The organism is Hyalangium versicolor (assembly GCF_020103695.1).
Classification (GTDB): Bacteria; Myxococcota; Myxococcia; order Myxococcales; family Myxococcaceae; genus Hyalangium; species Hyalangium versicolor.
Genome location: NZ_JAHXBF010000031.1, coordinates 29990 through 55101 on the forward strand (window position 1 = coordinate 29990; position 25112 = coordinate 55101).

21 protein-coding genes are annotated in these 25112 nt (G+C 68.2%); 17 read left to right on the forward strand and 4 right to left on the reverse strand.

The window, feature by feature from the left end; genetic code table 11:
• The first annotated feature begins 73 nt into the window (after window positions 1–73).
• Window positions 74–1558 carry a mechanosensitive ion channel family protein gene (locus tag KY501_RS43830; protein ID WP_224370395.1) on the forward strand — a complete coding sequence of 495 codons (1485 nt, stop codon included), beginning with the start codon at window positions 74–76 and terminating at the stop codon, window positions 1556–1558.
• Window positions 1559–1700: 142 nt separating this feature from the next.
• Window positions 1701–2465 (forward strand): hypothetical protein, encoded by a 765-nt coding sequence (locus tag KY501_RS43835; RefSeq protein ID WP_224370397.1) that lies wholly within the window; start codon window positions 1701–1703, stop codon window positions 2463–2465.
• A 163-nt stretch (window positions 2466–2628) separates the two neighbouring features.
• On the opposite strand, the gene KY501_RS43840 is transcribed toward KY501_RS43835, so the two are convergent.
• Window positions 2629–4179, reverse strand: a complete 1551-nt coding sequence (locus tag KY501_RS43840) for a serine/threonine protein kinase (RefSeq protein WP_224370399.1) — start codon at window positions 4177–4179, stop codon at window positions 2629–2631.
• A gap of 311 nt (window positions 4180–4490) precedes the next feature.
• Window positions 4491–5486 carry a 2-dehydropantoate 2-reductase gene (locus KY501_RS43845; protein ID WP_224370401.1) on the reverse strand — a complete coding sequence of 332 codons (996 nt, stop codon included), beginning with the start codon at window positions 5484–5486 and terminating at the stop codon, window positions 4491–4493.
• A gap of 131 nt (window positions 5487–5617) precedes the next feature.
• On the opposite strand from KY501_RS43845, the gene KY501_RS43850 reads away from it, so the two are divergent.
• The 4 genes from KY501_RS43850 to KY501_RS43865 are packed head-to-tail and all read left to right on the forward strand — an operon-like array spanning window position 5618 to window position 10129.
• Window positions 5618–7519: a serine/threonine protein kinase gene (locus tag KY501_RS43850; RefSeq protein WP_224370403.1), complete on the forward strand. Its 1902-nt coding sequence runs from the start codon at window positions 5618–5620 to the stop codon at window positions 7517–7519.
• A gap of 11 nt (window positions 7520–7530) precedes the next feature.
• Window positions 7531–8514 carry a PEGA domain-containing protein gene (locus KY501_RS43855; RefSeq protein WP_224370405.1) on the forward strand — a complete coding sequence of 328 codons (984 nt, stop codon included), beginning with the start codon at window positions 7531–7533 and terminating at the stop codon, window positions 8512–8514.
• Complete coding sequence (locus KY501_RS43860) at window positions 8511–8846, forward strand: hypothetical protein (RefSeq protein ID WP_224370407.1); 336 nt, start codon at window positions 8511–8513, stop codon at window positions 8844–8846. Before KY501_RS43855 ends, KY501_RS43860 begins: the two co-directional genes overlap by 4 nt.
• 53 nt (window positions 8847–8899) lie before the next feature.
• Window positions 8900–10129: a type 2 periplasmic-binding domain-containing protein gene (locus KY501_RS43865; protein WP_224370409.1), complete on the forward strand. Its 1230-nt coding sequence runs from the start codon at window positions 8900–8902 to the stop codon at window positions 10127–10129.
• Window positions 10130–10132: 3 nt separating this feature from the next.
• Here the strand turns inward: KY501_RS43865 and KY501_RS43870 are convergent, their stop codons facing one another.
• Window positions 10133–11161 (reverse strand): metallophosphoesterase, encoded by a 1029-nt coding sequence (locus KY501_RS43870; RefSeq protein WP_224370410.1) that lies wholly within the window; start codon window positions 11159–11161, stop codon window positions 10133–10135.
• A gap of 184 nt (window positions 11162–11345) precedes the next feature.
• On the opposite strand from KY501_RS43870, the gene KY501_RS43875 reads away from it, so the two are divergent.
• From KY501_RS43875 to KY501_RS43925, 11 genes are all read left to right on the forward strand, one after another.
• Complete coding sequence (locus KY501_RS43875) at window positions 11346–12278, forward strand: hypothetical protein (protein WP_224370412.1); 933 nt, start codon at window positions 11346–11348, stop codon at window positions 12276–12278.
• Window positions 12279–12314: 36 nt separating this feature from the next.
• The gene (locus KY501_RS43880) at window positions 12315–13097 is read left to right on the forward strand and encodes a glutathione S-transferase family protein (RefSeq protein WP_224370414.1); all 783 of its coding nucleotides are present in this window, start codon (window positions 12315–12317) and stop codon (window positions 13095–13097) included.
• A gap of 199 nt (window positions 13098–13296) precedes the next feature.
• Window positions 13297–14025 carry a response regulator transcription factor gene (locus KY501_RS43885; protein ID WP_224370416.1) on the forward strand — a complete coding sequence of 243 codons (729 nt, stop codon included), beginning with the start codon at window positions 13297–13299 and terminating at the stop codon, window positions 14023–14025.
• Complete coding sequence (locus KY501_RS43890) at window positions 14022–15467, forward strand: sensor histidine kinase (protein WP_224370418.1); 1446 nt, start codon at window positions 14022–14024, stop codon at window positions 15465–15467. Before KY501_RS43885 ends, KY501_RS43890 begins: the two co-directional genes overlap by 4 nt.
• Window positions 15468–15615: 148 nt before the next feature.
• A complete protein-coding gene (locus KY501_RS43895) occupies window positions 15616–16860 on the forward strand; it encodes an efflux RND transporter periplasmic adaptor subunit (protein WP_224370420.1) in 1245 nt (414 codons plus the stop codon).
• A gap of 27 nt (window positions 16861–16887) precedes the next feature.
• Window positions 16888–17622: an ABC transporter ATP-binding protein gene (locus KY501_RS43900; protein WP_224370530.1), complete on the forward strand. Its 735-nt coding sequence runs from the start codon at window positions 16888–16890 to the stop codon at window positions 17620–17622.
• Window positions 17619–18851, forward strand: coding sequence for an ABC transporter permease (locus KY501_RS43905; RefSeq protein ID WP_224370423.1), 1233 nt, complete (start codon window positions 17619–17621; stop codon window positions 18849–18851). Before KY501_RS43900 ends, KY501_RS43905 begins: the two co-directional genes overlap by 4 nt.
• A complete protein-coding gene (locus KY501_RS43910; protein ID WP_224370425.1) occupies window positions 18848–20224 on the forward strand; it encodes a TolC family protein in 1377 nt (458 codons plus the stop codon). Before KY501_RS43905 ends, KY501_RS43910 begins: the two co-directional genes overlap by 4 nt.
• Window positions 20225–20448: 224 nt before the next feature.
• Window positions 20449–22368 carry an ATP-binding protein gene (locus KY501_RS43915; protein WP_224370427.1) on the forward strand — a complete coding sequence of 640 codons (1920 nt, stop codon included), beginning with the start codon at window positions 20449–20451 and terminating at the stop codon, window positions 22366–22368.
• A 2-nt stretch (window positions 22369–22370) separates the two neighbouring features.
• The gene (locus KY501_RS43920; protein WP_224370429.1) at window positions 22371–23681 is read left to right on the forward strand and encodes a hybrid sensor histidine kinase/response regulator; all 1311 of its coding nucleotides are present in this window, start codon (window positions 22371–22373) and stop codon (window positions 23679–23681) included.
• Between the two features lie 32 nt (window positions 23682–23713).
• Window positions 23714–24514, forward strand: coding sequence for an MOSC domain-containing protein (locus tag KY501_RS43925; protein WP_224370431.1), 801 nt, complete (start codon window positions 23714–23716; stop codon window positions 24512–24514).
• 8 nt (window positions 24515–24522) lie between these two features.
• On the opposite strand, the gene KY501_RS43930 is transcribed toward KY501_RS43925, so the two are convergent.
• On the reverse strand, window positions 24523–25074 hold the full coding sequence (locus KY501_RS43930) for a hypothetical protein (RefSeq protein WP_224370433.1): 552 nt from the start codon (window positions 25072–25074) through the stop codon (window positions 24523–24525).
• Window positions 25075–25112: the final 38 nt, after the last annotated feature.

Genomic DNA, 25112 nt, shown 5'->3' on the forward strand with positions numbered 1-25112 from the left:
ATGTCCGGTCACGAGGGAGCCGTCAACCGCCAGCTTGACCCTCATGGATCGGCTCGGTCAGAGTTTCCGTGCCTTGCTTCCTTTCCTTCTGAGCAATGTCTCCCTGGTCGTAGGTGCTGTGCTGGTGATCGTGCTCTTCGGGTTCCGCTCGGCGAGCGGAGACAAGGAGTTCCGGAGAGATCTGCGAGGCGCGTTCCGCTTCCTGATCGCCTTCCTCATCCTGCGCGTGGCGGCGTGGGCGATGCCGGAGGATGCGGCGGGCTCGGTGAAAAAGGCGATGAGCGTCGGGTGGATGCTCACCTTCACGTTCGGCGTCATCCGCGCGTGCGTGGCGCTGGGGCTGAAGGTGGTGCGGCTGCGCTCGGAGGTGCCGACGCCGAAGATCCTCCGGGACGTCATTGGCTTCATCCTGTACGGGCTGGCGGCGCTGCCGATCCTCCAGGCAGAGCTCGACCTGGATCTGCGGGGACTGCTGGCGACGTCGGCGGTGCTGTCGGTGGTGATCGGTCTGGCGCTGCAGGAGACGCTGGGCAATCTGTTCGCGGGCCTGTCGCTGCAGTTGGAGCGGCCCTACCAGGTGGGCGACTTCATCCGCATCGGGGAGTACACGGGGCGGGTGGTGCAGATCGGCTGGAGGGCCACGCGCATCCTCACTTTCCGGAGGGAGAGCATCACGCTGCCGAACAGCAAGGTGGCCAAGGAGATCGTGAAGAACTTCTCCTATGGCTACGAGCCGATCGGCATCGACATCACCATCGGGCTCTCGCTCGAGGCGCCGCCCAATCAAGTGAAGGCTGCGGTGCTGGACGTGATGAAGGAGATCTCCACCATCCTGCCGGAGCCGGCGGCGCAGTGCCGGACGTGGGCGTACGAGGACTCGGCCATCAAGTACCAGATTCGCTACTGGGTGGCGGACTTCTCGCAGGCGGACAGCACGATGGAGGAGCTGTACACGCGGCTCTGGTACCGGCTGAAGCGAGAGAACATCGAGGTGCCGCTCCCGCAGCGCGTGGTGCACCTGCGCAACCAGACGGTGGCGCAGTCCGAGTTCTCCTCGGAGACGGTGATGGAGCTGCTCCGGGCGGTGGACCTGTTCACGCTGCTGCTGCCGGACGAGCTGGATCGGCTGAGGCGGGATCTGGTGGTGCGGCGCTTCGGGAAGAACGAGCGGATCATCGAGGAGGGCGAGGAGGGGCACACCTTCTACCTGGTGGTGTCCGGCGAGGTGTCGGTGCGCACGGGCAAGGGGCAGGAGGTGACGCGGCTGAAGCGGGGCAGCTACTTCGGAGAGATGTCGCTGCTCACGGGTGAGCCCCGAGCGGCCACGGTGGTGGCGCTGCAGGACGCGGTGTTGTTGGAGTTGGACCGGCCTGCGTTCGGGAGGATGTTCGTGACGCATCCGGGGTTGGCGCGGCAGCTCTCGGCGTTGCTGGCACAGCGGCGCACGCAACTGCGCGCGGTGGCCGAGGCCAGTGGTGGCACCGTGGACGCGGCTCCCGAGGCCAACCGCATCCTGGGCCGGCTGAGGCAGATCTTCAGCCTGGGCGCGCACGACTGAAGCGAGACGTCGAAGCGCAGTGCTTCACATGACATTCGAAGCGCTGCCTGCATGCAGGAATGCAAAGGCTGGTGTTCTCGCTCGCCCACGTGCCATCCGAGAATGAGTATTCTCTGCTCTGCAACCCGAGGAGGTTTTCCCGATGCCTTCGCAGAGCAACCAAAAGCAGTCCTGGAGGTGGGCAGGCCTGGCGGTCGTCCTGGCAGGAGGCCTCTGGGCCCTTCCGTGGGCGACTTCAGCGGCCCCGAAGCAGACGCCGCCGACGAGCCAACACATCGTCAGCCACGAGTATGCGCAGGATCTCATTACCCGGTTTCGCGCCAATGCCGCGCCGAAGGCTGCCTACGCCCAGGCCCTGGACCGAAGCGCCTTCGATGCCCTCCTGTCCCAGCCTGGAGCCACTGGCATCCGCATCTATTACGCGAAGGACGCTGATGGCAGGGACACCGTCGTGCTCTATGCCTATAACGAAGAGGGACGAAACCTGACTGACATGCCGGCCAATGGCGCGCGGCCGTGTCCCCCCTATTGCTCTATCTCAGACCGTGACGGGGATGATCTCGGAGCGAACGCAGCAGGCTTCCAGCAGTTCTCCCCCTCCCAATCCCACCTCGTCAGCCGCGAGCATGCTCACGATGCCATTGCCCGGTTTCGTGCGAGCACGCCACCTGGGACCGCCTATGTCCAGAGCATGGATCGCAGTGCCATCGATGCTCTCCTGGCTCAGCCTGGGGCAGCAGGTATCCGCATCTATTACGGCAAGTACGCCGACGGCAGGGACACCGTCGTGCTCTATGCCTACGGCAAGGAAGGAAGGGACCTCACCAATCTGGTGGCGAATCGCACCTTCCCTGGGGCTGGATACTGCCCTTCCCCTTGCGAAGACCAGATTCCCGAGATGCCTTGATGGCCTCAATCAACCTCGGATAGCGAGGCGCCGCCTGAAGCGGCAGTCTCATCGTCGGCGGCGTTGGGCCGAACTGGTATGACAAGCATACCGGTTGGGCCAGACCGTGCCCGGCACGGCTGGCTCCTTTTATTGGCGCAGGAGAAGATCAGGGCGAGTGGGCTCATCGAGCATCCACTGGATTCGATGTCGGCGGTCGGCGCTTCCGAGGCTGGCCAAAGGCTGGCGCGTAGCACTTCTGCTTGAGGAACACGTAGCCGTTCTGCTCGCAGGCTTCGCCATCCTTCCCTGACTGTTCCACCCAGCAGACCCCGTTGATGAGGACCTGCTCACGGCCCGGACAACGGCCTCGCTCATCCGGCCGGGACTGCCCGGGAAACGGATCCGGCGGCGTGTCCCCGACCGCCTCCTCTTCAGAAGGTTCGTGTGCGGACGCCGGTGGAGTCACTGGAGCCGCCTCTGCCAATGCAGTGCCCGCATCCGGCGTCTCCGTGACGGAAGCCACCGGCACCGTACTTCCCCACGGCGCAGGCGACATGCGCAGCGCACGATAGGTCCACACAGCCAGAAACACTCCCGCCAGAGCCAATGCGCTGAAGGAGACCCGCGCCAGGACGCGTCCCCATGACATGGGCCGAGCGGGAACTGGCGGCACGACAGCAGGCTCGTCGACTCCCAGAGGCGCGGCTTCTGCTCTGTGCCGAGTTGGAACAGGCGGCACAACAGCAGGCTCATCGACCGCCACAGGTCCAACTTCTGGCCTCTGGAGGATACGAGGTGGCTCTTCGACGGACCGAGGCGGCTCCATCTCGGAGCCCGCATGCTCCGCCAGCGATTCGAGTTCGGCGGCCAGCTCGCTTGCGGTTCCCCGAGCTTCCGGAGCCAACGAGAGCATCCGGAGGATCAACGCTCCGAGCCGCGGGTCCACACGCGGGTTGAGGACATGCAGAGGCTGCGGATGAGCCTCCTCCATGTACCAGACACCCCGCTCATCCATCTGAGGTTCCGCGACCTGAGGGTACTGCCCCGTCACGAGCCGATAGGCGGTCACTCCCAGCGCATAGATGTCATCCGCAGGCCGAGCCACATAGTGCGCCCCCGGAGAGCGAACGGAGCGAATCAGGAACAGCCCCGCCTCGGGCGATCGGTAGGCTGGAGTCCCTGGTGGTCCGGGCTCCCATGTCAGACGCGCGGCAGCCTGGTAGCTCCCGGCACCGTAGTCCGTGAGGATGGCCCGGCCGTCCGAGCCCCTCACCAACACGTTGTCCCCCTTTACGTCCCGGTGCACTGCGCTCGCCGTGTGTGTGGCCTCGAGCGCACGCATCAGCTGGGCCAGGACGCGGCTCATCTCCTCGGAGGAGGGAGTGTGCTCGCGCGCCCAGTCATATAAAGGAGTGCCCTCCACCCACTCCATCGCCACGAACGGGTGGACCGTCCCTCCCGGGTGCCTCCAGAAGCCCTGGCCGAGCAGTCGCGGCACACTGGGATGCCGGATGAGCGACAGCAGCGCCACCTCTCGCATGAAGCGCGGATCCCAGGGGAACAAGGCCACCTTGATCGCCACCGGGCCCGCCTCCTCCTGCCCCACCCTCACGGCACGGTAGACAACACCGTAGGCGCCATGCCCCCGGCAGCCCTCCACGCGCCAGTCCCCCACCACCGTGCCCGAAGCCAGGCAGAACGGATGCCCCTCGGGTGTTCGCGCTCTCTCCATGAGGTGCCTCGTGAGCTGGAGGGCTCGTGTCCCTCCCTCCTCACAGATCCTACCTCACACGTCGCATGAGGTCAGAAGCAAGGTGTTCCAGCCGGAGGAGCGGAACCGCCCCGGTCCCGCGCGGAGTCCGCATCAGCGGGACCTCCCTGGAACGGGAGCCCCTGTCGGCCCGAGTTGTTCCGAACCTGTCCAACAAGCGGACAGGTTGGCAACGGTCGCGCCCGACAGGGGCACCTCCCTGGATGAAGGTGGAGCTGACACCGAGTTCCGCAGGCAGCTCGGGCCTGGCCGTGTCGCATCGCCCAGGCGGCTCAAACACCGAGCACCTCGGCCGTCACCCGTGGCGAGCCCGTTCCGGCGGCTTCCGCGCGCTTCACCGCCTCCAGCACCTTGCGGTTGAGCGGCGCGTCCCGGCCCAAGGAGCGCGCGAGCTCCACCACGGCACCCTGGAGGTAGTCGATCTCCGTCGGCCGCCGCTTCTCCAGATCCTCCCAGAGCGAGGAGCGCGCCTCCGGGTCGATCTTCACCATCGCTCCCGCCAGCACTCGGAACACCGGATCCGGCAACGACAGGAGGAAGGGAAGCAGCCGCGGCCGGACCTTGCCCACCTTCGCGGGAATGATCCCCGCCGCGGCCAGCACATCCAATGCCTCACGCTGACTCGCGGCCAGCACCCGGCGCCAACGCCGATCCTCCAATTGCTGTCGCAGCGGCAGGCCTGACAAGGCATTGAGCGCATTGTTCAGGTTCATCATCAGCTTGCCCCAGGCCAGCCCTGTCATGTCCGAGTGCTCCTCCACCGCCAGCCCAGGCACCGACAGCAACGCGTGCAACCCCGGCACGCCCGCCTCCACCGTCAGACTCCCATCCGTCCCCCGGTGGAACCGTCCCTCTCCCCGGTGCAACACATTGAAGGGCACCATGCCCGCGACCACCCGCTGCTCCTTCGCCAGAGCACGCAGCCGGTCGGCATTGCCAATCCCATTCTGAAAGCTGACGGCCACCGCCTGAGGCTTCGCATGGCGGGCAAGGAGCTCCCCCATCTCGACCGTGGCGCCACTCTTCACCGTCACCAGGATCCACGCCGCCTCGGCCAGCACCGCGGGATCCTCCGTCACCGACACGTTCGCCGCCTGTACCCGGCGCTCGCCCCCATCGCGATCCGTCAAGGTGAGCCCGTGTGTCTGGAGCTCCGCCACCATTCGTGGCCGAGCGAGGAACCGCACCTCCCGTCCGGCCACCGCCAGCAACCCTCCCACAAAGCAACCGATGCTCCCCGCACCCGCAACAACGACAGGTCCGCTCATCCCTTTCCCCTCCAGGTATCGGCCATGTCACAAACGTGTCACATGTCACAAACGTGTCACGAAACCGCGTAACTCGACACAGTCCGGGAAACAATGTTTATTGCAACGGAAACTTCACATCGAGGTCACAGGTGTCTGCCACCGCTGAATCGCAACCAGGAGCCCTGCTCCTGGGCCGCTACGAGATCGTTTCGGAGCTGGGGCGAGGCGGCATGGCCACTGTGTATCGGGCGCGTGCCGCCGGCCCCATGGGCTTCGAGAAGACGTTGGTGGTGAAGTGCATTCTCCCACATCTGGTGGAGGATCCGCAGTTCATTGAGATGTTCCATTCCGAGGCGAAGCTGGCCGCCCAGCTCACCCACCCGAACATCGTCCAGATCTTCGACTTCGGTGAGGCCGAGGGCACCTACTTCATCGCCATGGAGTACGTCGATGGCCCGAACCTGCGCGCGTTGATGCGCCGGGCCCAGACGCTTGGCAAGGCGCTGCCCCTGCCGCTGTGCGCGAAGATCGTCTCCCAGGCCTGCGAGGGGCTCGCCTTCGCTCATGAGTTCACAGCTCCCGACACGGGAGAGCCGCTGCACCTCATCCACCGCGACGTCAGCCCCGACAACATCCTGCTGGCGCGCAACGGCACGGTGAAGCTGGTGGACTTCGGCATCGTCAAGGCCGCCAACCAGGTGCACCAGACGCGCGTGGGCACGCTCAAGGGCAAGGTGCCCTTCATGGCGCCCGAGCAGCTGCGCAACGAGCCGTTCGATCTGCGCATCGATGTCTATGCGCTGGGCGTGGTGCTGTACGAGCTGGTGACGGGGCGCCGGCCCTACGAGGCTCCGCATGAGGCCGCGCTCATCCATGCCATCCTCAACGAGCCCATCATCCCGGTGGCCTCGCGGCGGCCAGATGTACCCGAGGCCCTGCAGCACATCATCTCGCGGGCCCTGGCCAAGAACCCCGACGAGCGCTACGCGAGCTGCCGGGAGATGCAGTCGGACCTCGACCACTTCCTGCTGAGCCTCGGCCAGCCGGTGGGCTCGTACCAACTCTCGCAGCTCATCTCCCAGCTCGCGGTTCAGTCCATGAATGGCGGCGCATCCCCCGGGACGCCCGTCTCCATGAACCGCTTCCGCACCCCCGGCACCAGTGGCACCGGCACCCGTCCCCGGCTGCCCGGGGCAACTCCTCCTCCACCGCCCACCCCCGATCTGCCCGTCCTGGACATCGAGATGGTGACGGAGGAGTCCAGCGTCGGCAGCCCGCCGCCCCCTCCCAGCCCCCAAGCGCCCGTCGCGAGCCCCGCGCCTCCTGCCGCGTCGCGCCGCTGGCTCTTCCCCGCCGCGGGAGCAGCGCTCGTGCTCGTGGCCGTCGTCATCGTCGTCCTGGGAAGGAGCGGCTCCCAGGAGACCCCGGCGCCTCTCGCTCCAGTCCAGCCGGCGACTCCGCCCGTCGCGGTGGCACCTCCACCCCAGGCTCCCAGCAAACCCGTCGAGGCCGAAGCCGACGAGCCTCCCGAGGAAGCTCCCGCGGAGCCCCCCGCCGGCTCCGTGGCCGAGTCCGCCGCCACCACGGCGAAGGACGCCGCCCCGCCCGCGGCCCCCACGCCTCTGCCCACGCCACCGTCGAAGATCGAGCTGCAGATCGTCGTCTCGCCTCGCAAGGCGCAGGTGACGCTCGACAACAAGCCACTGAACCGCCTGCCCTTCACCGGCCGGTTCCCCCGCGACGGCAAGGTGCACGTGCTGCGCGTCAGCGCGCCCGGCTACACCCCACTGGTCAAGGAGATCCCCTTCGAGAAGGACCTCGCCGTGGATCTCACCCTCCAGAAGAAGGTCCCCGAATCTCGCAAGCCCGCCGCCGCGAAGGCCGCGGCACCTTCCACCGTGGCCTCCGAGCCCGCGCCGAAGCAGGAGGCCGAGGTGGACTTCCCCGAGCTGGCCCCCAAGGCCCCCAAAGGCGCCCGTCCCAAGAAAACCCTGGATGAAGAGAGCCCCTGGGACGACGGAAGCCAGAAGACAGACGCCCCACGCCCATGAGGATCCCCACAATGAAGTTGCTGCCGAGACCGCTCGTGCTCGTGCTGCTCGCGGTGTCGCTGGCCGCAGGCAACGCCAGCGCCGCGGGAAGCAAGGCTCCCACCAAGGCCAACATGGAGGAGGCGCAGAAGCGCTACGAGCGCGGACGCGATCTCTACGAGGAGAGTGACTACCGCGGCGCGCTCGTGGAGTTCCAGCGCGCCTACGAGCTGGCCCCCAGCTTCCGGCTCCTCTACAGCATCGCGCTCGTGCAGTACCAGTTGCAGGACTACGCCAGCTCCATGCGCAGCTACCAGCAGTACCTCCAGGAGGGCGGCAACGACATCCCCGCCCAGCGCCGCGAGGAGGTCCAGCGCGAGCTGAACAAGCTGCGCTCGCGCGTGGCCACGCTGACCATCACCACGGACCGGCCGGGCGCGGAAGTCTCGGTGGATGACGTGGTGGTGGGGACCACTCCGCTGCAGGATCCGGTGATCGTGAGCGCGGGCCGGCGGCGCATCACCGCCACCCTGCCCGGGCAGCCTCCGGTGAGCCGCGCCATCGACGTGGCCGGCACGGACAGCGTGAACGTAGCGCTGGCCTTCGGTGCACCCAAGGAGACTCCGGCGCCCGTGGCCACCGCGCCTCGAGAGCAGGCTCCGGTGGGCGTGACGGAGAAGGCCCAGCCCCGAGGCATTCCCTGGGTAGCGTGGGGCACCACGGGCGCGCTGGCGGTCGCCACCGGCGTCACCGGCGTGATGGCCCTGGGCGCCCAGAGCGACCTGAAGAAGAAGCGCGACACCTTCGGCGTCTCCAAGGAAGAGCTGGCCGACGCCAGCCAGAAGACGAAGCGCTTCGGGCTGATGACGGATGTGCTCGGAGGCGCCACGCTGGTGGCCGCCGGCATCTCCACCTACCTCACCCTGACCCGAAACCCCTCCGAGCCCGCCGAGACCACCTCTCTCCATCTGGGCGTGGGCCCTGGCAGCGTCGGCGTCGCGGGGACCTTCCCATGAGACTCACGACCGCTCCCTCTCGAAAGGGGCTCCGCATGGGGCTCCTGGCGCTGCTGCTGGCTGGCACCGGCTGCTCTCTCTCCCTGGATACCGAGTCCACCCAGTGCGCGACGGATGACGACTGCGTCCGCTTCGGCACCTACCCCGTGTGCCAGGAGGGGGTCTGTGTCCCCTCGGGGCTGGGGCCTCCGGGCTGTTACCGAGGTGAGGCCTCCAGCGAGGACCAATACCTCAACCAGTGCACCGCCTCGCAGTGCATTGCCTTCGACAACTGCGCCCGGCTGGGGCTGTGCAACGGAGAAGCACTGCCCGCCCTGGTGCCGAAGCCGTGAGCCCCCCTCCGGGTGCTTCCCTCTTCCGATCCATGCCTTTGGAGACTTGCAGCATGAGACACTCCCTTCACCGGAGCGGCCTCGCCGCGTCGCTGGCCGTGCTCCTCTCGTCCGCGGCGGCCCTCGCGCAGACCAACACGCCGACCATCTCCTGTCCCCGCACCAACGTCGTCTTCGTGTCGGGCTCCTCGGCCGTCCGCTCGCTGCTCAGCGAGGTGGCGCCGCTGCTCGCCGCGGAGTCCCCGCCCTACTCCATCGTCTACCAGTCCCAGGGCTCCTGTACCGGCGTCAACGCGGTGTTCAGCGCGGATCCGAACGCCCGCCTGATGAAGGACATCCCCGCCAGCGGAGGCAGGGCCGCCAACTACGCCATCCTCCTCGCCTCGGACGGCAGCGCCCAGGAGTGCTCCCTGCCCACGGAGGGTGTCGCCGTCGACGTGGGCGTGTCGGACGTCTACTCATCCACGTGCAGCGCCACGGCTCCCACGGGCGTGACCATTGCCGACTACGAGGGCCCCATCCAGGTGATGACCTTCGTGGTGCCCCAGGCCTCGTCCCAGCGGAGCATCAGCGCGGAGGCGGCGTACATGATCTTCGGCACGGGCGGCAACCAGGGCAAGGCTTCACCGTGGACGAACTCCAGCCTCTACTTCGTGCGCAACTCCAGCTCCGGTACGCAGCAGATGGTCTCGCGCGCCATCGGCGTGCCCGGCGACAAGTGGTGGGGCACCGACCGCGGCAGCGCGGACGGCGTGCGCAAGAACATGAAGCTCATCCTGGACGGGGAGACGGCGGAGAAGGCCATCGGCATCCTCTCCACGGACATCACCGATGAGGAGCGCAGCAACCTGCGCGTGCTGGCCTTCCAGGCCAAGGGGCAGACCTGCGGCTTCCTGCCGGACTCCACGCCCTTCGCCGAGGACAAGCAGAACGTGCGAGACGGGCACTACCCCATCTGGGGACCGGTGCACTTCTTCACCCGGACGGAGAACGGGCTGCCCACGGCCGCGGCCGGCGCGCTGGTGAGCCGCTTCGCCTCGGCCCGGCTCGATGCGGCGCTGCTGCAGGCCATCATCGAGAAGCACCTCGTCCCCAAGTGCGCCATGAAGGTGAAGCGCACCTCGGAGATGGGGCCGCTGAGCGGGTACAAGACGGAGTCCGCATGCGGCTGCTTCTTCGACAAGGTCGCCAACGGGGCCACGTCCTGCAAGACGTGCGGCGGGCCCGGGGACTGCCCGTCCTCCACCCCCGCCTGCAACTACGGCTACTGCGAGGCCATCTGAGGCCTACCGGCCCGTGGCGGCCTTCTTCTCCGGGGCGCGGGGCTCTGGCGCCTTCTTCACTGCGGGCGCCAGCAACTCCACACGGCCCTCGGGATAGAGGGCCGTGAGCCGGTCCCCGCGGATCTCCAGCGCAGCGAGGTGCCGCCCGTAGCCCGTGCTCAGCCCCGTGTCGATGAACAGCGTCCTCCCGCCGAACCGGACGCCGATGCGCCCGTCTCCCGTCGTGGTGTGCCCCATCACCATCCGCTTCGCTCCGAAGCGGCGCAGCACCTCGTCCAGCCCTTCGTTCCACTGGGACTCGGGATCCTTCGCGTAGCCTCGGAACCACAGCGGACCCTGCTGGTCCGTCCCGCCACCCGAAGGATTGCCCGCGAAGAGATCCTGGCGCACCCAACGGTTGAGCTCCGCGAGCGTCTTCGCCGGAACCCCAGGCTGGAGCCCTCCGTGCATGAACAGCGTCCCGTCGATGCGCAGCACCGCGGGCCGGCTCCGCAGCCAGCGGCCATAGCGCCCCTCGGGACCGAAGGCCACCTTGTGCCCCGCGAGCCCTCGCGCCGTCCCCGGAGCGTCCTGTGTCGGGCTCTGATCCGCGTATGAGGCCATCTCCTCGGGGGTGACGTAGCGCAGGTCCCCGAGCATGTTCATCACCTCGTGGTTGCCCAGCAGCACGTGCACCCGGCCTCCCGCTGCGAGCGCCTCACCCTCCAGCCGCCGGAGCAGCTCGTAGCAATCCCTCGTCCGGGGCGCCCGATCCGCGATGTCTCCCGTCTGCACCAGATGCGCCTTGCCGCCGCTCCACCGGCCCTTCTCGTCGATCAGGCCCGCCAGCCGCAGCACCTCCGTCAACGCCTCCACGTCCCCGTGCACATCCCCCACCGCCACCACGCGCGCCACGCCCTCGAAGGTGTCCGGTACGGCGTCCTCCAGGCGCGGAGGAACTTCGGAAGCCGCCGTCCAGAGCAGCGGCGTCAGCAGGATCACCCCGGCGGCGAGCCGGGCAGGGACAGGAGCAGGAGCAGGAGCAGTGCGCATGCCCTCTTCTCTATACCGACTTGAGGAATCCAACACCTCGGCACGCCTGCGTCCGTTGGTTCACTTCTGATCCATTCACGAGCCACCGAATGGAGCCTCATGCCCTGAGGTCTTGTTTCCTGAAGTGATCACTTGCCCCCACCCTCGCCGGAAACACAGAAAACTCTGCAGATGGGGGTTCCAGATGAAGCTCGTGGCGACACTGTCCTTCACATTGCTGGTCGCAGCCCCGCTGGCCTGCGGCCCCGTAGAGTCCGACACCGAGTCCTCCTTCGAGGGAGCCGCTCTCCAGCAGGGAATCGAATCCGACAACGGCTTGATGGCCAATGGCCTGTCCGCCAACGGCCTGTCCGCCAACGGCCTGTCCGCCAACGGCCTGTCCGCCAACGGCCTGTCCGCCAACGGCCTGGCTGCGGCCTCGTTCCGCTCCTGGTTCCAGAAGAACCCCGCCCACAGTGACATGGTGATGCGCTACATCGTCCGCTGCGCCGTGCCCGCCGGCCAGGTTCGCACCTTCACGGATCCCCAGACCCAGATCACCTATCAGTGGCCGGGAGCACTGGGGCTGGCGCCGGGCTGGGCCAGCGGACAACCGGCAGCGCTCGCCGAACAGCAGATCGTGTCCGCCTGCATGGCTGCTCACGTGAACAAGTTCGGCGTGACCGTCAGCATCTCCGTGCTCGGCAAGAACGCTACCGGGCAGATCATCCCCTTCACCCTCGATGAGCTCCAGCAGTACTCCCGCCGCGAGGCCTGCTTCTTCGGCAACCTCTTCAATGGAGAGGGCGTCTTTTTCGGCTCGGACGGCCCTCGGCTGCACGGCAACGAGAGCTCGTCCCGGGCCTGCGAGCTCTCGAGCGACGATCCCAAGAAGACGCAGCTCTGCCCTCCGCTCACGTACGCGGGAAAGTGCGAACAACTCTGCCAGCCCATCGCTCAGGGAGGCTTCTACGTGGCCTGCTCGTGGCGCGGAGTGACCTACAAGCCGCTGACGACCCGGGTCCGCCCCAGCGAGATCTTCAAGTGTGGAGACCACGTCTGCCAGGTGTCCGAACAGTGCGGCTCGGGCACCCCCACCTGCAAGAAGGACTGCGGGTGCTGTGACAGCGAGCGCTGAAAGCCATGGCGTCCGGAATCGTGGGATGCTGCGCCCATGCCTCCCACGGAACGAACGCTCTACCAGTTCCCAGTCTCCCATTACTGCGAGAAGGCCCGCTGGCTGCTCGACGCCAAGGGCCTGCCGTACCAGCTCCAGAACCTCATGCCCGGGCCCCACCGCCGCCTGACCAAGCGCATGGCGCAGGCCAGCGGGAGCGTCCCGGTGCTGGTGGACGGCACCGTGGCGCTGGGCGACTCCACCGAGATCGCCCTCCACCTGGAGCGGACCTATCCCACGCCGCCCCTGCTGCCTCCGCCCGGTCCGGAACGGGATCGCGTCCTCGAGTTGGAGGACTACTTCGACGGAGTGGGCATCCACGTGCGCCGCTGGGCCTATGGGTACATCCTCGACGGAGGGGACGTAGGCCGGTTCTTCTTCGGAGCCTACGCCGCGCCGCAGCGGTGGCTCGGCCGTCTGCTCGCTCCTGTCCTCAAGAGTGTCATCCGGCGCCAATACCGCGTCACCCCCACCAAGGTGGAGGAGTCCCGCGTGAAGGTCCTCGCGGCCATGGATCGCATCGAGAGCGAGACCCAGAAGGATCCCTCGCGCTACCTCGTGGGCTCCTCGCTGACGCTGGCGGACATCACCGCCGCTGCGCTGCTCGGCCCCCTTCTGGCCATCGAGGGCACTCCGTACGCCTTCCGTCCGGAGCTCCCCATGCCCAAGGCCATCGTCCAGATGGCGGAGGAGCTCCGCAAGCGGCCCGCGGGCCAGTGGGCGCTGCGCCGCTATCAGGAGGACCGACACCGGGTCGCCGCGCAGCGTCACGCCGCGTGAACAAAATATTTCTTCATCTCCCCGAAGCATCCGAGACATGGGCAGGCCTCAGGTTGAACCTAGCGCGACCCGGAGTTTCATCTCTCTCCATGCGGGTCCCACCCGGGGCCCATAAAATCCCTTCCAGGGGCTCTCCGGGTCGCGCACCTTCTGCCTCCTCGGAGATACCGTGCAGCCAAAAGGGACTGGAGAGATACCCATGGAGCAGCAAACCCGCCCGGTGACCGAGGAAGGAACCGTCCAGGTCCTCCTCGTGGAAGACGACGAGCGGCTGGCGCGCCTCACCGCTCGCTACCTCCAGGAGCATGGGGTCATCGTCACGATCGCCCGCACCGGCACCGAGGGCCTGACCGAGGCCGCACGTCACGCGTATGACGTCATCCTGCTGGACCTGATGCTCCCGGGACGCGATGGCCTGGAGGTGTGCCGGGAGCTGCGCACGCGCAGCGATGTCCCCATCATCATGGTCACCGCCCGTGGCGAGGAGATCGACCGCGTCCTGGGCCTGGAGACGGGGGCGGACGACTACCTCCCCAAGCCGTACTCCTCTCGCGAGCTGCTCGCGCGCATCCGCGCCCAGGTGCGCCGCGCCCGAGGCCACGCCGGCCCGGCCACCCAGCCCATCCAGGCGGGCCGGCTGCAACTGGATCCCCGCAGCCTCACCGCCACGCTCGACGGGCGCTCCCTGGCGCTCACCTCCTATGAGTTCGCCCTGCTGCGCGTGCTCGCCGAGCGCGCCGGGCGCGTGCTCAGCCGCGAGCAGATCCTCGACCTGGTCAAGGGCAGCGCGGACGAGGTGTTCGACCGCTCCATCGACGTGCACATCTTCCGCATCCGCCAGAAGCTGGAGGAGGATCCGCGCAACCCGAAGCTGCTCAAGACGGTTCGTGGCGCGGGCTACATGCTGACCCGCGGTGAAGAGTCATGAACTGGAGGCGCTTCCGCCTGCCCAGCTCGCTGTTGATGCGAGTGTACCTGGTCGGGATCGCCCAGTTCGTCCTCATCGTCGCGGTGGTGATCGGCACGCGGGATCTCATCGCGGAGCCTCCCCAGATGCGGCGAGGCCCGGATCAATTCTTCGCCTACTTCACCCTGGAGTGGGAGCCGCTCCTGAACCAACCCGAGGCGCTCCAGGCAGCGATGGAGCGCGCCGAGAAGTACATGGGCCAGCAGGTGACGGTCCACGCCATGGATGGACGGGTCCTGGCTTCCAATATCGATCCCCCGATCGACGCTCCGCTCCCAAGCCCCTCTCGGCCCCACGTCCGCACACCGCGCTGGCTCCCGATCCCATCCGATGGAGAGCCCCATCGCAGGGTGGTGATGATCCCGAAAGAGGGGACCCCGGTGGCCTACGCCGTATTCCTCCAGCGCCCTCCACCGGGCCCGCCCACCATCAATTTCGCCGTGCTCATCGGACTGGTGCTCGGCTGCACGGCCGTCACCTCCGTGGCCTTCGCCCGGACGCTGGCCGTGCCCCTTCAGCGCCTGGCCCAGGTGACGCGCTCGTTCGGCCAGGGGATGCTGAATGTCCGCGCGGGCCTCAAGCGGCGTGACGAGCTGGGGCAGGTCGCCGAGGCCTTTGATGAGATGGCCGAGCGCATCACCCACCTGCTCCGCTCGCAGAAGGAGCTGATCGCCAACGTCTCGCACGAGCTGCGCACGCCGCTGGCTCGCATCCGCGTGGCGCTGGATCTGGCCTCCGAGGGAGACGCGGACCTGGCTCGCGAGTCGCTCGCGGACATCACCACCGATCTGTCCGAGCTGGAACAGCTCATCCAGGACGTGCTCACCGCGGCGAAGCTGGATCTCGCGACCGGACAGTCTCCGGGCGCCATGCCACCCATGCGCCGCGAGCACCTGGAGGCCCGGACGCTGCTGGACAAGGCCGCGACGCGCTTCCGCACCACCCGGCCTCGCCATGTCCTGGAGGTGAGCGCTCCGGAGCCGCTGCCCGCGCTGGATGCGGATCCGGTGCTCCTGCGCCGCGCGCTCGACAACCTGCTGGACAATGCGGGCAAGTACTCGGAGCCCGGCACCACCGTCCAGCTCCGCGCGCGTGTGGCCAAGGAAGGGCTCACGATCGAAATAGCCGATCAGGGCATCGGCGTCGACGCGAGCGACATGCCCCACCTCTTCACGCCCTTCTTCCGCAGCGATCGGAGCCGGGCCCGCACCACGGGTGGCGTGGGGCTGGGGCTGGCCCTGGCACGCCGCATCGTCGTCGCGCACGGCGGCACGCTCACGCTGGAGAGCCAGCCGGGTATCGGCACCACGGCCCGCATCATCCTACCTGTCGCCCCGGCGCTCCCTCTCCCGGCGGATGAGCAGGCGGACAGCCCTGCGGCGGGCGCCGGACATCTTTCGTAATCTTGAGGAGATTCACCGAAACGCACGGCGGCCTAGACCTCAAGGCATGAGGTCTGTGACTGAGCTGCAGAGACGAGAAGAGGCGCCCGTAAGTTCCCACCCCCTGCCCACCGAGGCGAAGCGGCCTTGGTATTCGCAGAGGCGATGGGTGGGCTGGCTGGTGGTAGGGCTGGTGGCCGCTGCCGCTGGGATATGGTGGGCCCGCCGCGCTCCCTCCGAGCCCGTGGCGGCCTTCGAGACCACTCCGGTGGAGCGCCGGAACATCGAGTCCCGCGTGACGGCCACCGGCACCCTGTCCGCGCTGGTCACCGTGCAGGTGGGCAGCCAGGTGTCCGGCCGCATCCAGGAGATCACCGTCGACTACAACTCGCCGGTGAAGAAGGGGCAGATCATCGCCCGGATCGATCCCCAGCTCTACCAGGCGGCCGTGGAGCGCTCGCGAGCGAACGTGCTCGTGGCCAAGGCCAACCTGCAAAAGGCGCGCGTGGAGGCGGAGAACGCCCGCCGCAGCGCCGAGCGCTCCAAGACGCTGCGCGACAAGCAGTTCATCTCGCAGGCGGAGCTGGACACCGCCGAGGCCTCCGCGCAGTCCGCGCAGACGCAGGTGGCCTCCGCCGAGGCCTCGCTCGCCCAGGCCCAGGCGTCGCTCAACGAGGCCGACGTCAACCTCAAGTACACCACCATCGTGTCGCCCACGGACGGCATCGTCATCTCGCGCAGCGTGGACGTGGGGCAGACGGTGGCGGCATCGCTCCAGGCGCCCACGCTGTTCACCATCGCCGAGGACCTGCGGAAGATGCAGGTGGACACCAGCGTCGGCGAGGCGGACGTGGGCCGGCTGGAGCCCGGTCAGCACGCCACCTTCACGGTGGATGCCTTCCCCAACGAGCGCTTCGAGGGCGTCATCCGGCAGATCCGCAACGCGGCCCAGACGGTGCAGAACGTCGTCACCTATGACGCCGTGATCGACGTGCAGAACCCGGACCTCAAGCTCAAGCCCGGGATGACGGCCAACGTCACCATCGTCACCGATCAGAAGGCGGATGTGCTCGCCGTGCCCAACGCGGCCCTGCGCTTCCGTCCCGCGTCCGCCATGGCCGCTCCGGCGGGTGGTCCCCAGCAGCCCCAGACAGGGACCGCGGGTGCCTCTGCGGCCGCGGGACGCGCCTCGGATGGGAGCCGGACCCTCTTCGTCCTGCGTGACGGCACCGCCGCTCCGGTCCACGTGAAGACCGGGCTGACGGACGGCTCGGTCACGGAGGTCCGCGAGGGCGAGCTGCGCGAAGGCGATCGCATCATCACCGCGCAGGCCACGGGCGCGCAGGGCTCGCAGGCGCCAGGTGCGGCGCAGAAGCCTGGTGGCGCCACCCCATTCCGTCGCGGTCCGTTCTAGGGCGTGAAGGAGAGAGTCATGGAAGGAATGAGAAAGCCGCCGCTCATCGAGCTGCGCGGAGTGAGCAAGATCTATCGAACGGAGGACGTGGAGGTCGCCGCCCTGCGCCACGTGGACTTCAAGGTGGAGTCCGGGGACTTCGTCTCCATCATGGGCTCCAGCGGTTCGGGCAAGTCCACGCTGATGAACATCCTCGGCTGTCTGGACCGGCCCACCTCGGGCGAGTACCTGCTCCAGGGAATCGACGTCTCGAAGCTGGACCGGAACGAGCTGGCCATCGTGCGCAACCGCACGCTCGGCTTCGTCTTCCAGAGCTTCAACCTGCTGGCGCGTACCTCCGCGCTGGAGAACGTGGAGCTGCCCATGCTCTACGCGGGCATCTCGGGCCGCGAGCGGCACAAGCGAGCCAAGGAGGCACTCGAGCGTGTGGGGCTGGGCGCGCGCCTGGATCACCACCCGCGTCAGCTCTCCGGCGGCCAACAGCAGCGCGTGGCCATCGCCCGGGCGTTGGTGAACCGGCCCTCCGTCATCCTCGCCGACGAGCCCACCGGCAACCTGGACTCGCGCACCAGCATCGAGGTCATGGCCCTGTTCCAGGAGCTGCGCCGCGAAGGCCTCACGATCATGATCGTCACCCACGAGCCGGACGTGGCCAGCTACACCGAGCGCCTCGTGGTGGTGCGGGACGGGCGCATCCGCTCCGACCAGCGCCAGGTGGCCCAGCCCGCGGTGCTCACCGAGCTGGAGGAGGCCTCGCCATGAACATCTTCGAGACCCTGCGTCTGGCCGTGCGCTCCCTGGTGCGCAGCAAGACGCGCTCGGTGCTCACCGCGCTGGGCGTCATCATCGGCGTGGGCGCCGTCATCGCCATGGTGGCCATCGGCGACGGAGCGCGCTCCAACGTCGAGCAGGTGTTCACCTCCATGGGGACGAACCTGCTCATCATCCTGCCGGGCTCCTCCACCTCGGGCGGAGCACGCGGCGGCTTCGGCAGCGCGCCCACCGTCACCTGGGACGACCTGGAGGCCATCCGCACGCAGGTGCCCTCCGTGCGCGCCGCCGCTCCGGAGATGCGCGCGTCCACCACGGTGGTTTCAGAAGATCAGAACTGGACGACGAACGTGGTGGGCACCACGCCGGACTTCTTCGACGTGCGCAACTGGCCCATCGCCTCGGGAGCCCGCTTCACCACCACGGACGCGGAGGTGGGCGCCAAGGTGGCCATCCTCGGCCAGTCGGTGGTGGAGAAGCTCTTCGGCGCGGGCGCCGATCCGGTGGGACAGGTCGTCCGCATCAAGAAGACGCCCTTCACCGTGATTGGCGTGGCCGCGCGCAAGGGCCAGTCCCCCATCGGCCAGGACTACGACGACACCGTCTTCATCCCCTCCAACAGCTTCCGGCGGCAGGTGCAGTCCCAGAGCCTGGGCGCGTTCATCTCCGGCATCATCTATGTGCAGGCCGATCCCTCCACCGGCACCACCAAGGCCCAGGAGGACGTCATCCAGTTGCTGCGCGAGCGGCACCGGCTGGCCGACGGCGCCGCCAACGACTTCGACATCAGAGATCTTTCCGAGCTGGCCGCCGGGCAGCAGCAGAGCACCCAGACGTTGAGCCTGCTGCTGGCCTCCATCGCCGCCGTGTCCCTGGTGGTGGGCGGCATCGGCATCATGAACATCATGCTGGTGAGCGTCACCGAGCGCACCCGGGAGATCGGCGTGCGCGTGGCGGTGGGCGCGCGGCCCCGGGACATCCTCGCGCAGTTCCTCGTCGAGGCGCTCACGCTGTCGATGCTCGGAGGCGCGCTGGGGGCAGCGCTCGGCGTGGGCGTGGCCCGGTTCCTCGCCGCGCAGTTCCAGTGGCCGCTGCTCGTCCGTCCCGATGTCGTCGTGCTGGCGCTCGGCTTCAGCGCCCTGGTGGGCGTGGGCTTCGGGCTCTACCCCGCGCGCAAGGCCAGCCAACTCGATCCCATTGATGCGCTGAGGTACGAATGATGCGCCCGCTCTCCCTGTTCCTGCTCCTCTGCGCGGAAGCCGCTTCCGCCACGCCCGCGGACGCACCGACGGTCGCCCAGGCGACTCCTTCGAGTGTCACTCCGAGTGCCGCCTCGACCGCCGAGCCCACCGCCGCTCCCGCGCAGCCCTCGCGGACGCTCTCCCTGGAAGAGGCGCTCCAGACCGCCACCTCCCACCAGCCGCAGCTCCGACAGGCACAGGCCAACACCCAGGCGGCGGAGGCTCGGGTGGACCAGCGCCGCTCCTCGCTGCTGCCCCAGGTGAACAGCACCCTCACCTACCAGCGCTCCACCTCGGGCACCACCGGCACCTCCACGCCCACGACGGGCATCTCGGTGCGCAACAACGGCTTCACCCTGGGCGCCACCGCGAGCCAGCTCCTCTATGACTTCGGACAGACCACCGGCCGCTGGCGCGCAGCCCAGAGCTCGGCCGAGGCCCAGGCCTCCACCGGCGAGCAGACCCGGCTGGACGTACTGGCCAACGTCCGCACCGCCTACTTCAACGTGCTGGCACAGCAGGCGCTGCTCCAGGTCGCTCGGGAGACGCTGGCCAACGAGGAGTCCCACCTGAACCAGGTCCAGGCCCAGGTGGAGGTGGGCACCCGCCCGGAGATCGATCTGCTCCAGCAGAAGACCTCCCTCTCCAACGCGAGGCTCCAGCTCATCCAGAGCCAGAACGCCTACGCCACCAGCAAGGCCCAGCTCAACCAGGCCATGGGCGTGAAGGGCTCCACGGACTACGCCGTCCAGGACGTCACCGTGGCTCCCGTGGAGGGCGAGGACCAGCCGACCGATGCACTCGTGACGTCCGCGCTCTCCCGCCGTCCGGACCTGGCCGCCAGCGCCTCCGAGCTTCGCGCTCAGCAGCAGCAGCTGTCCGCGACGCGCGGCGGGTACTGGCCCAGCCTCTCGGCCTCCCTCAGCGGCTCGGATGTGGGAGAGGATCCCAGTCAGACGCAGTGGAACCTGACGGGCCAGCTCGCGCTGAGCTGGCCGCTGTTCCAGGGCGGGCTCACCCGCGCGCAGGTCCGCGAGCAGGAGGCCACCCTGAGCAGCCTGCAGGCCCAGCGCGACTCGCTCCAGCAGCAGGCCCGGCTCCAGGTGGAGAGCGCCCAGCTGTCCGTGCGCGCCGCCCGGGAGAGCCTGTCCGCCGCCGAGGACGCCCTGGCCAATGCCCGCGAGCGCCTGCGGCTGGCCGAGGGCCGCTACCAGGCCGGCGTGGGCAACATCATCGAGCTGGGGGACGCGCAGGTGCAGGCCACCAATGCCGCGGCGCAGCGCGTCCAGGCCGTGTACCAGATCGCCACCGCGCGCACCGAGCTGGCCCGAGCCCTCGGCCTCGTGAGCTGACTCCCCACCCGCCCTCCCAGGCCCCAGGCCCCAGGCTCCAGTCCCGCCCCCGCAGGCTCCTGAAAAACGGGGCCTTTCGGGGGCGGTGCGGTGTTTGTTGCCCCTGAGGTGAGGGCGCTGGCTAATGCACAGTGTTAAGGAACATACACTGTGCGCAGTAAAGCCACCTCCTCACGGGCGTGCACTGGCCGCTCTATGCAATTACGGTGAGGAGGAATTTATCCATGAATACCAACTCTTCCGGGATTGCCGAGACTCAGGGCGCGGTGTCGCCTGCGGCCTCCGCGCGCGGCGGCGCCTCGGCATGGCTCCGGCAGGGGCTGGATTTGTTCCTGAGGGAGGACCAGCGCCGGGCTCCCGCGGATGAGCTCAACCGCTACCGCACGGTGGCGTTCGGCGCGCTCTCGCAGTGGGTGATGAGCGTGCTCTTCCTGGGCTCGGTGCTCTCGAGGCCGAACCAGGCCGTCCTCCAAGCCGTCGCCATCGGCTGTGTGGGGGCATATGCGCTCACGCTGGTGCTCCTGCGCAAGGGCTCCTCGCCGCGACCCGCCGGCCTGTTGCTGTGCTCGACCCTGTGCTGGGCCTACATCACCGCAGGCATGCACATGGGCAACCGGATGGCGGCCGCGCATGTGGCCAGCACTCTCATCCCCCTGCTGGCCTTCTTCGTGCTGGGCTCGCGCGGAGGCCTGGCCTTCACCCTGCTCATGGCCCTGTACGCGCTGGTCCTCCAGCCGCTCGCGCTGGTCGGCTTCAACCTGTCCGACCCTGCCTTCGCCAACGGGCTGACGCTCTCCAGCAACCTCTTCGCCGCCCTGTGCATCGTCGGCGTCTGGGGCCTCAACTACCTGTACATCCGGGCACGAGACAACGCCCAGCGGGCCCTGGAGCGCACGTTGAAGGAGCTGCGCGACAACGAGCGCAAGCTGCACAGCCTGGTGGAGAGCACGGATGACATCGTCTGCTCGCTGGACAAGGAGGGGCGCCTGCTCACGAGTAACGCGGCGCATCGTCGCTGGTACTCGCTGATCTTCGGACACGCGGCCCTGCTGGGCGAGCCGCTGGCCCAGACGCGCTTCCAGGAGCGCCACCCGGAGTTCGCCCAGAACTTCGCCCGGGCCCTGAGCGGCGAGCGGGTGCTCAGCGAGTTCATCTACCCGATGGGAGACTCGAGCGCGGCGCTGGAGTTCTCCCTCACCCCCATGCTGGACGAGCAGGGCCAGGCCGCGGGGGTGACGATCTTCGGCCGGGACATGACGGCCCGGCGCCAGGCCGAGGCCCGGCTGGTGGAGCTGCACCGCAGCCTGCTGGAGGCGTCGCGCAAGGCGGGCATGGCGGAGATCGCCACCGGCGTGCTCCACAACGTGGGCAACACCCTCAACAGCGTCAACGTCTCGGCGACCCTGGTGGCCGAGCACCTGCGCGGCTCCCGAGTTCAAGGGCTTGTCCGGGCCACGGAGCTGATACACGAGCACGGCGAGGACCTGGGAACGTTCCTCACGCGTGACGAGAGGGGTCGGCTGCTGCCAGAGTACCTCCTGTCCGTCTCGCGGCAGATCGCGGAGGAACAGGCAACGATGTTGGCGGAGATCCGGTCCCTGACGAAGAACGTGGACCACATCAAGAGCGTGGTGCAGATGCAGCAGGAGCATGCCCGCTTCGGGGGCATGGTGGAGCAGGTCTCCTTGCCCGAGCTCTTGGATGACGCACTGCGTCTTCACTCCACCTCGTTCGAGCAGCTCGGCATCCAGGTTCGCCGGGAGTACGCCACCGTTCCACCGCTGCACGTGGACCGGCACAAGCTGCTGCAGATCCTGGTGAACCTGCTGAGCAACGCGCGGCACTCGCTGTTGGAGAGCCAGCGTGCGAACAAGCAGCTCACCTTGCGCATCAGCGCCCTGCCCCAGGAGCGGCTCCGGCTCGAGGTGTCGGACAACGGCACCGGCATTGCCCCGGAGAACCTGCCGCGCCTCTTCAGCCAGGGCTTTACAACGAAGAAGAGCGGACATGGGTTCGGGCTGCACGCCAGCGCCCTGGCCGCCAGCGAGATGAAGGGCAGCCTTACCTGCACCAGTGCCGGCCTGGGCCATGGTGCCACCTTCATCATCGACCTTCCCCTCAACCCCGAGCAGGCCCGCGGATGATCATGCCCGCCTCTCCCCGTCGCCGCATCCTCATCATCGACGACAACCCCTCCATCCATCAGGACTTCCAGAAGATCCTGGCCACCTCCGAGAGCAGCACCTCGCTGGACGCACTGGAGATGGCCATCTTCGGCTCTCCCCAGGCGCGCGGCGGGGGTGCGTACTCCTTCGAGGTGGACTCCGCCTCGCAAGGTGAGGAGGGCGTCCAGCGCGTGAAGGAGGCCGCCGCCGAGGGCCGCCCCTATGCGCTGGCCTTCGTGGACATCCGCATGCCGCCCGGCATCGACGGGGTGGAGACCACGGCGCTGCTCTGGAAGGCGGACGAGGATCTGCAGGTGGTGCTGTGCTCGGCCTACGCGGACTACTCGTGGGAGGAGGTGGCGCAGCGGCTGGGCATCAACCAGCGGCTGCTGATCCTCCGCAAGCCCTTCGACAACATCGAGGTGCGCCAGATGGCGCACGCGCTGGCGCAGAAGTGGGACTTGTCCCGGCAGAGCCGCCGCCGCCAGGAGGAACTGGCCCAGGCGGTGGCCGAGCGGACCCAGGAGTTGCAGGCCAGCAACGCGCGGCTGCGCCAGGAGATGGATGACCGGGCGCGGCTGGAGGCACAGCTGGCGCAGTCCCAGCGGCTGGAGGCCATGGGCCGACTGGCCTCGGGCATGGCCAACGAGATCAGCAGTCCGCTGGGCTTCGTGAGCACCAACCTGAACCACCTGCGGCTGGCGCTGGAGAAGCGGAACGCGGGGGTGCCCCTGGAGGATCCGGCGGAGCTGCTGGATGCGTGCCGGGATGCGATCCAGGGCACGGATCGGCTCAAGCGGATCGTCCAGGACGTGAAGCTGTTCGCCCGCGTGAGCCCGCAGCCGGGCGTGGCGGTGGACGTGCGCAAGGTGCTGGAGCAGGCGCTCACCCGCATCGAGCTGCCCGCGGGCTCCCGGGTGCAGCGGGTGCTGGAGTTGCAGGAGGTGCCTCCCGTGCTGGCGAGCGACGAGGGGCTGACGCAGGTCTTCCTCAACCTGATCTCCAACGCCATCCAGGCGCTGCCCGCGGACCACCCCGAACCCCGGCTGCGCCTGGGCACGCGGCCGCAAGGGGCCGACGCGGTGGTGGAGATCCAGGACAACGGTGCCGGCATCGAGGCCGAGCACCTGAGCCACATCTTCGAGCCCTTCTACACCACGAAGCCGGGAGGCTCGGGGTTGGGGCTGTCCATCTGCCACGGCATCATCACCGGGTTCGGCGGGGAGATCTCCGTGGAGAGCGCTCCCGGCAAGGGCACCACCTTCCGCATCAAACTGCCGCGGGCCGCCTGAGCGCGGACACTGTCTTCTCCCCGAGGGGCCCCATGCCCGTCCTGACCCAGCTCTTCATCCATCCCATCAAGTCCACGCGGGGGCTGCCGCTGACACAGGCCACGGTGGAGCCGCTGGGGCTCGAGAACGATCGCCGCTGGATGCTGGTCCGCCCCGACGGCTCCTTCATCACCGGACGCGAGTCCCCTGCCCTCGTGCTCGTGAGCGCCATCCCGTCCGAGGGAGGGCTGCGCCTGTCCGCTCCGAATCAGCCCGAGTTGCAGGTGGCCGTGCCGCCCGAGGGGGCTGAGCGCCTGAACGTCAAGATCTGGGGAGATCAGTGCTCGGCGGCTCGCGCGGGCGAGACCGCGGACCGCTGGTTCAGCCAGTACCTGGGCGAGTCGGTCCAGCTCGTGTACCGGGACTCCCGGATGGATCGGCCGGTGGATCCCAAGTACGCCCGGCCCGAGGATCAGGTGGCCTTCCCGGACGCCTTCCCGCTGCTGCTGCTGTCACGGGGCTCGGTGGAGGAACTGAACCGGCGTCTGAACCGGCCCATCACCGTGGAGCACTTCCGGCCCAACCTCGTGGTGGAAGGCTGCGAGCCCTTCGCCGAGGACTCCTGGAAACGCCTGCGCGTGGGCAACGTGGAGCTGGAGGTCGTCAAACCCTGCTCGCGGTGCGTCTTCACCACGGTGGATCCGCTCACGGGCACGAAGGCGAAGGACGGCGAGCCGCTGCGCACGCTGGCCTTCTTCCGCCGCCAGGAGGGCAAGGTGATGTTCGGCCAGAACGTCCTGGTGCGCCGCCCGGGGACGCTCCGGGTGGGAGATCCGATCGAGCTGTTGGGCTGAGCGCCGCCTCACTCGTACCGGAAGCGGTAGACGACCTCGGGGTGGCCTCGGGTGAAGCCCTTGACGACCTCGTGCTGGAGGTTCTTGGCGCCCAGCACCTGGAGCCCTCCGGCGGCGAAGCCCATCACCGACAGCTCGAAGTAGGGATGGGGCCGCGGCACGCCGGTGATGCGCAGCTCCGTGTACTCGGCCTCGGGCCGGACCAGCAGCTCGCCCGCGGTGAAGTAGCCCTTCCAGATGCCGGGGGTGAAGAGGAGGAAGCGCTTCATGTCTCCCAGGCCGAACATCGTCTTGAGCTGGCCGCGGATCAGTGCGTACTCGGCGGACTTCACACCGAACTGCCAGTAGATCTTCGGATCGCTGTTGTAGAAGCGATCCACCAGCGCCTCGTTGAAGCGCAGGAAGGCCTCGACGGGCATGCGCGTGACGGGCATCACGGGCTGCGCGAAGAGCGGCTCACTGACCGCATACTCCGAGAAGAAGGCCTGCCACGCCTCCTCCCCCTGCTCCTGAATCATCATCAACTGCCGCGCCAGGAATGCGACACCTTTGACTTCCATCCAAGGCCTCCGCGAACAGCATCTGATCAGGTTCTACC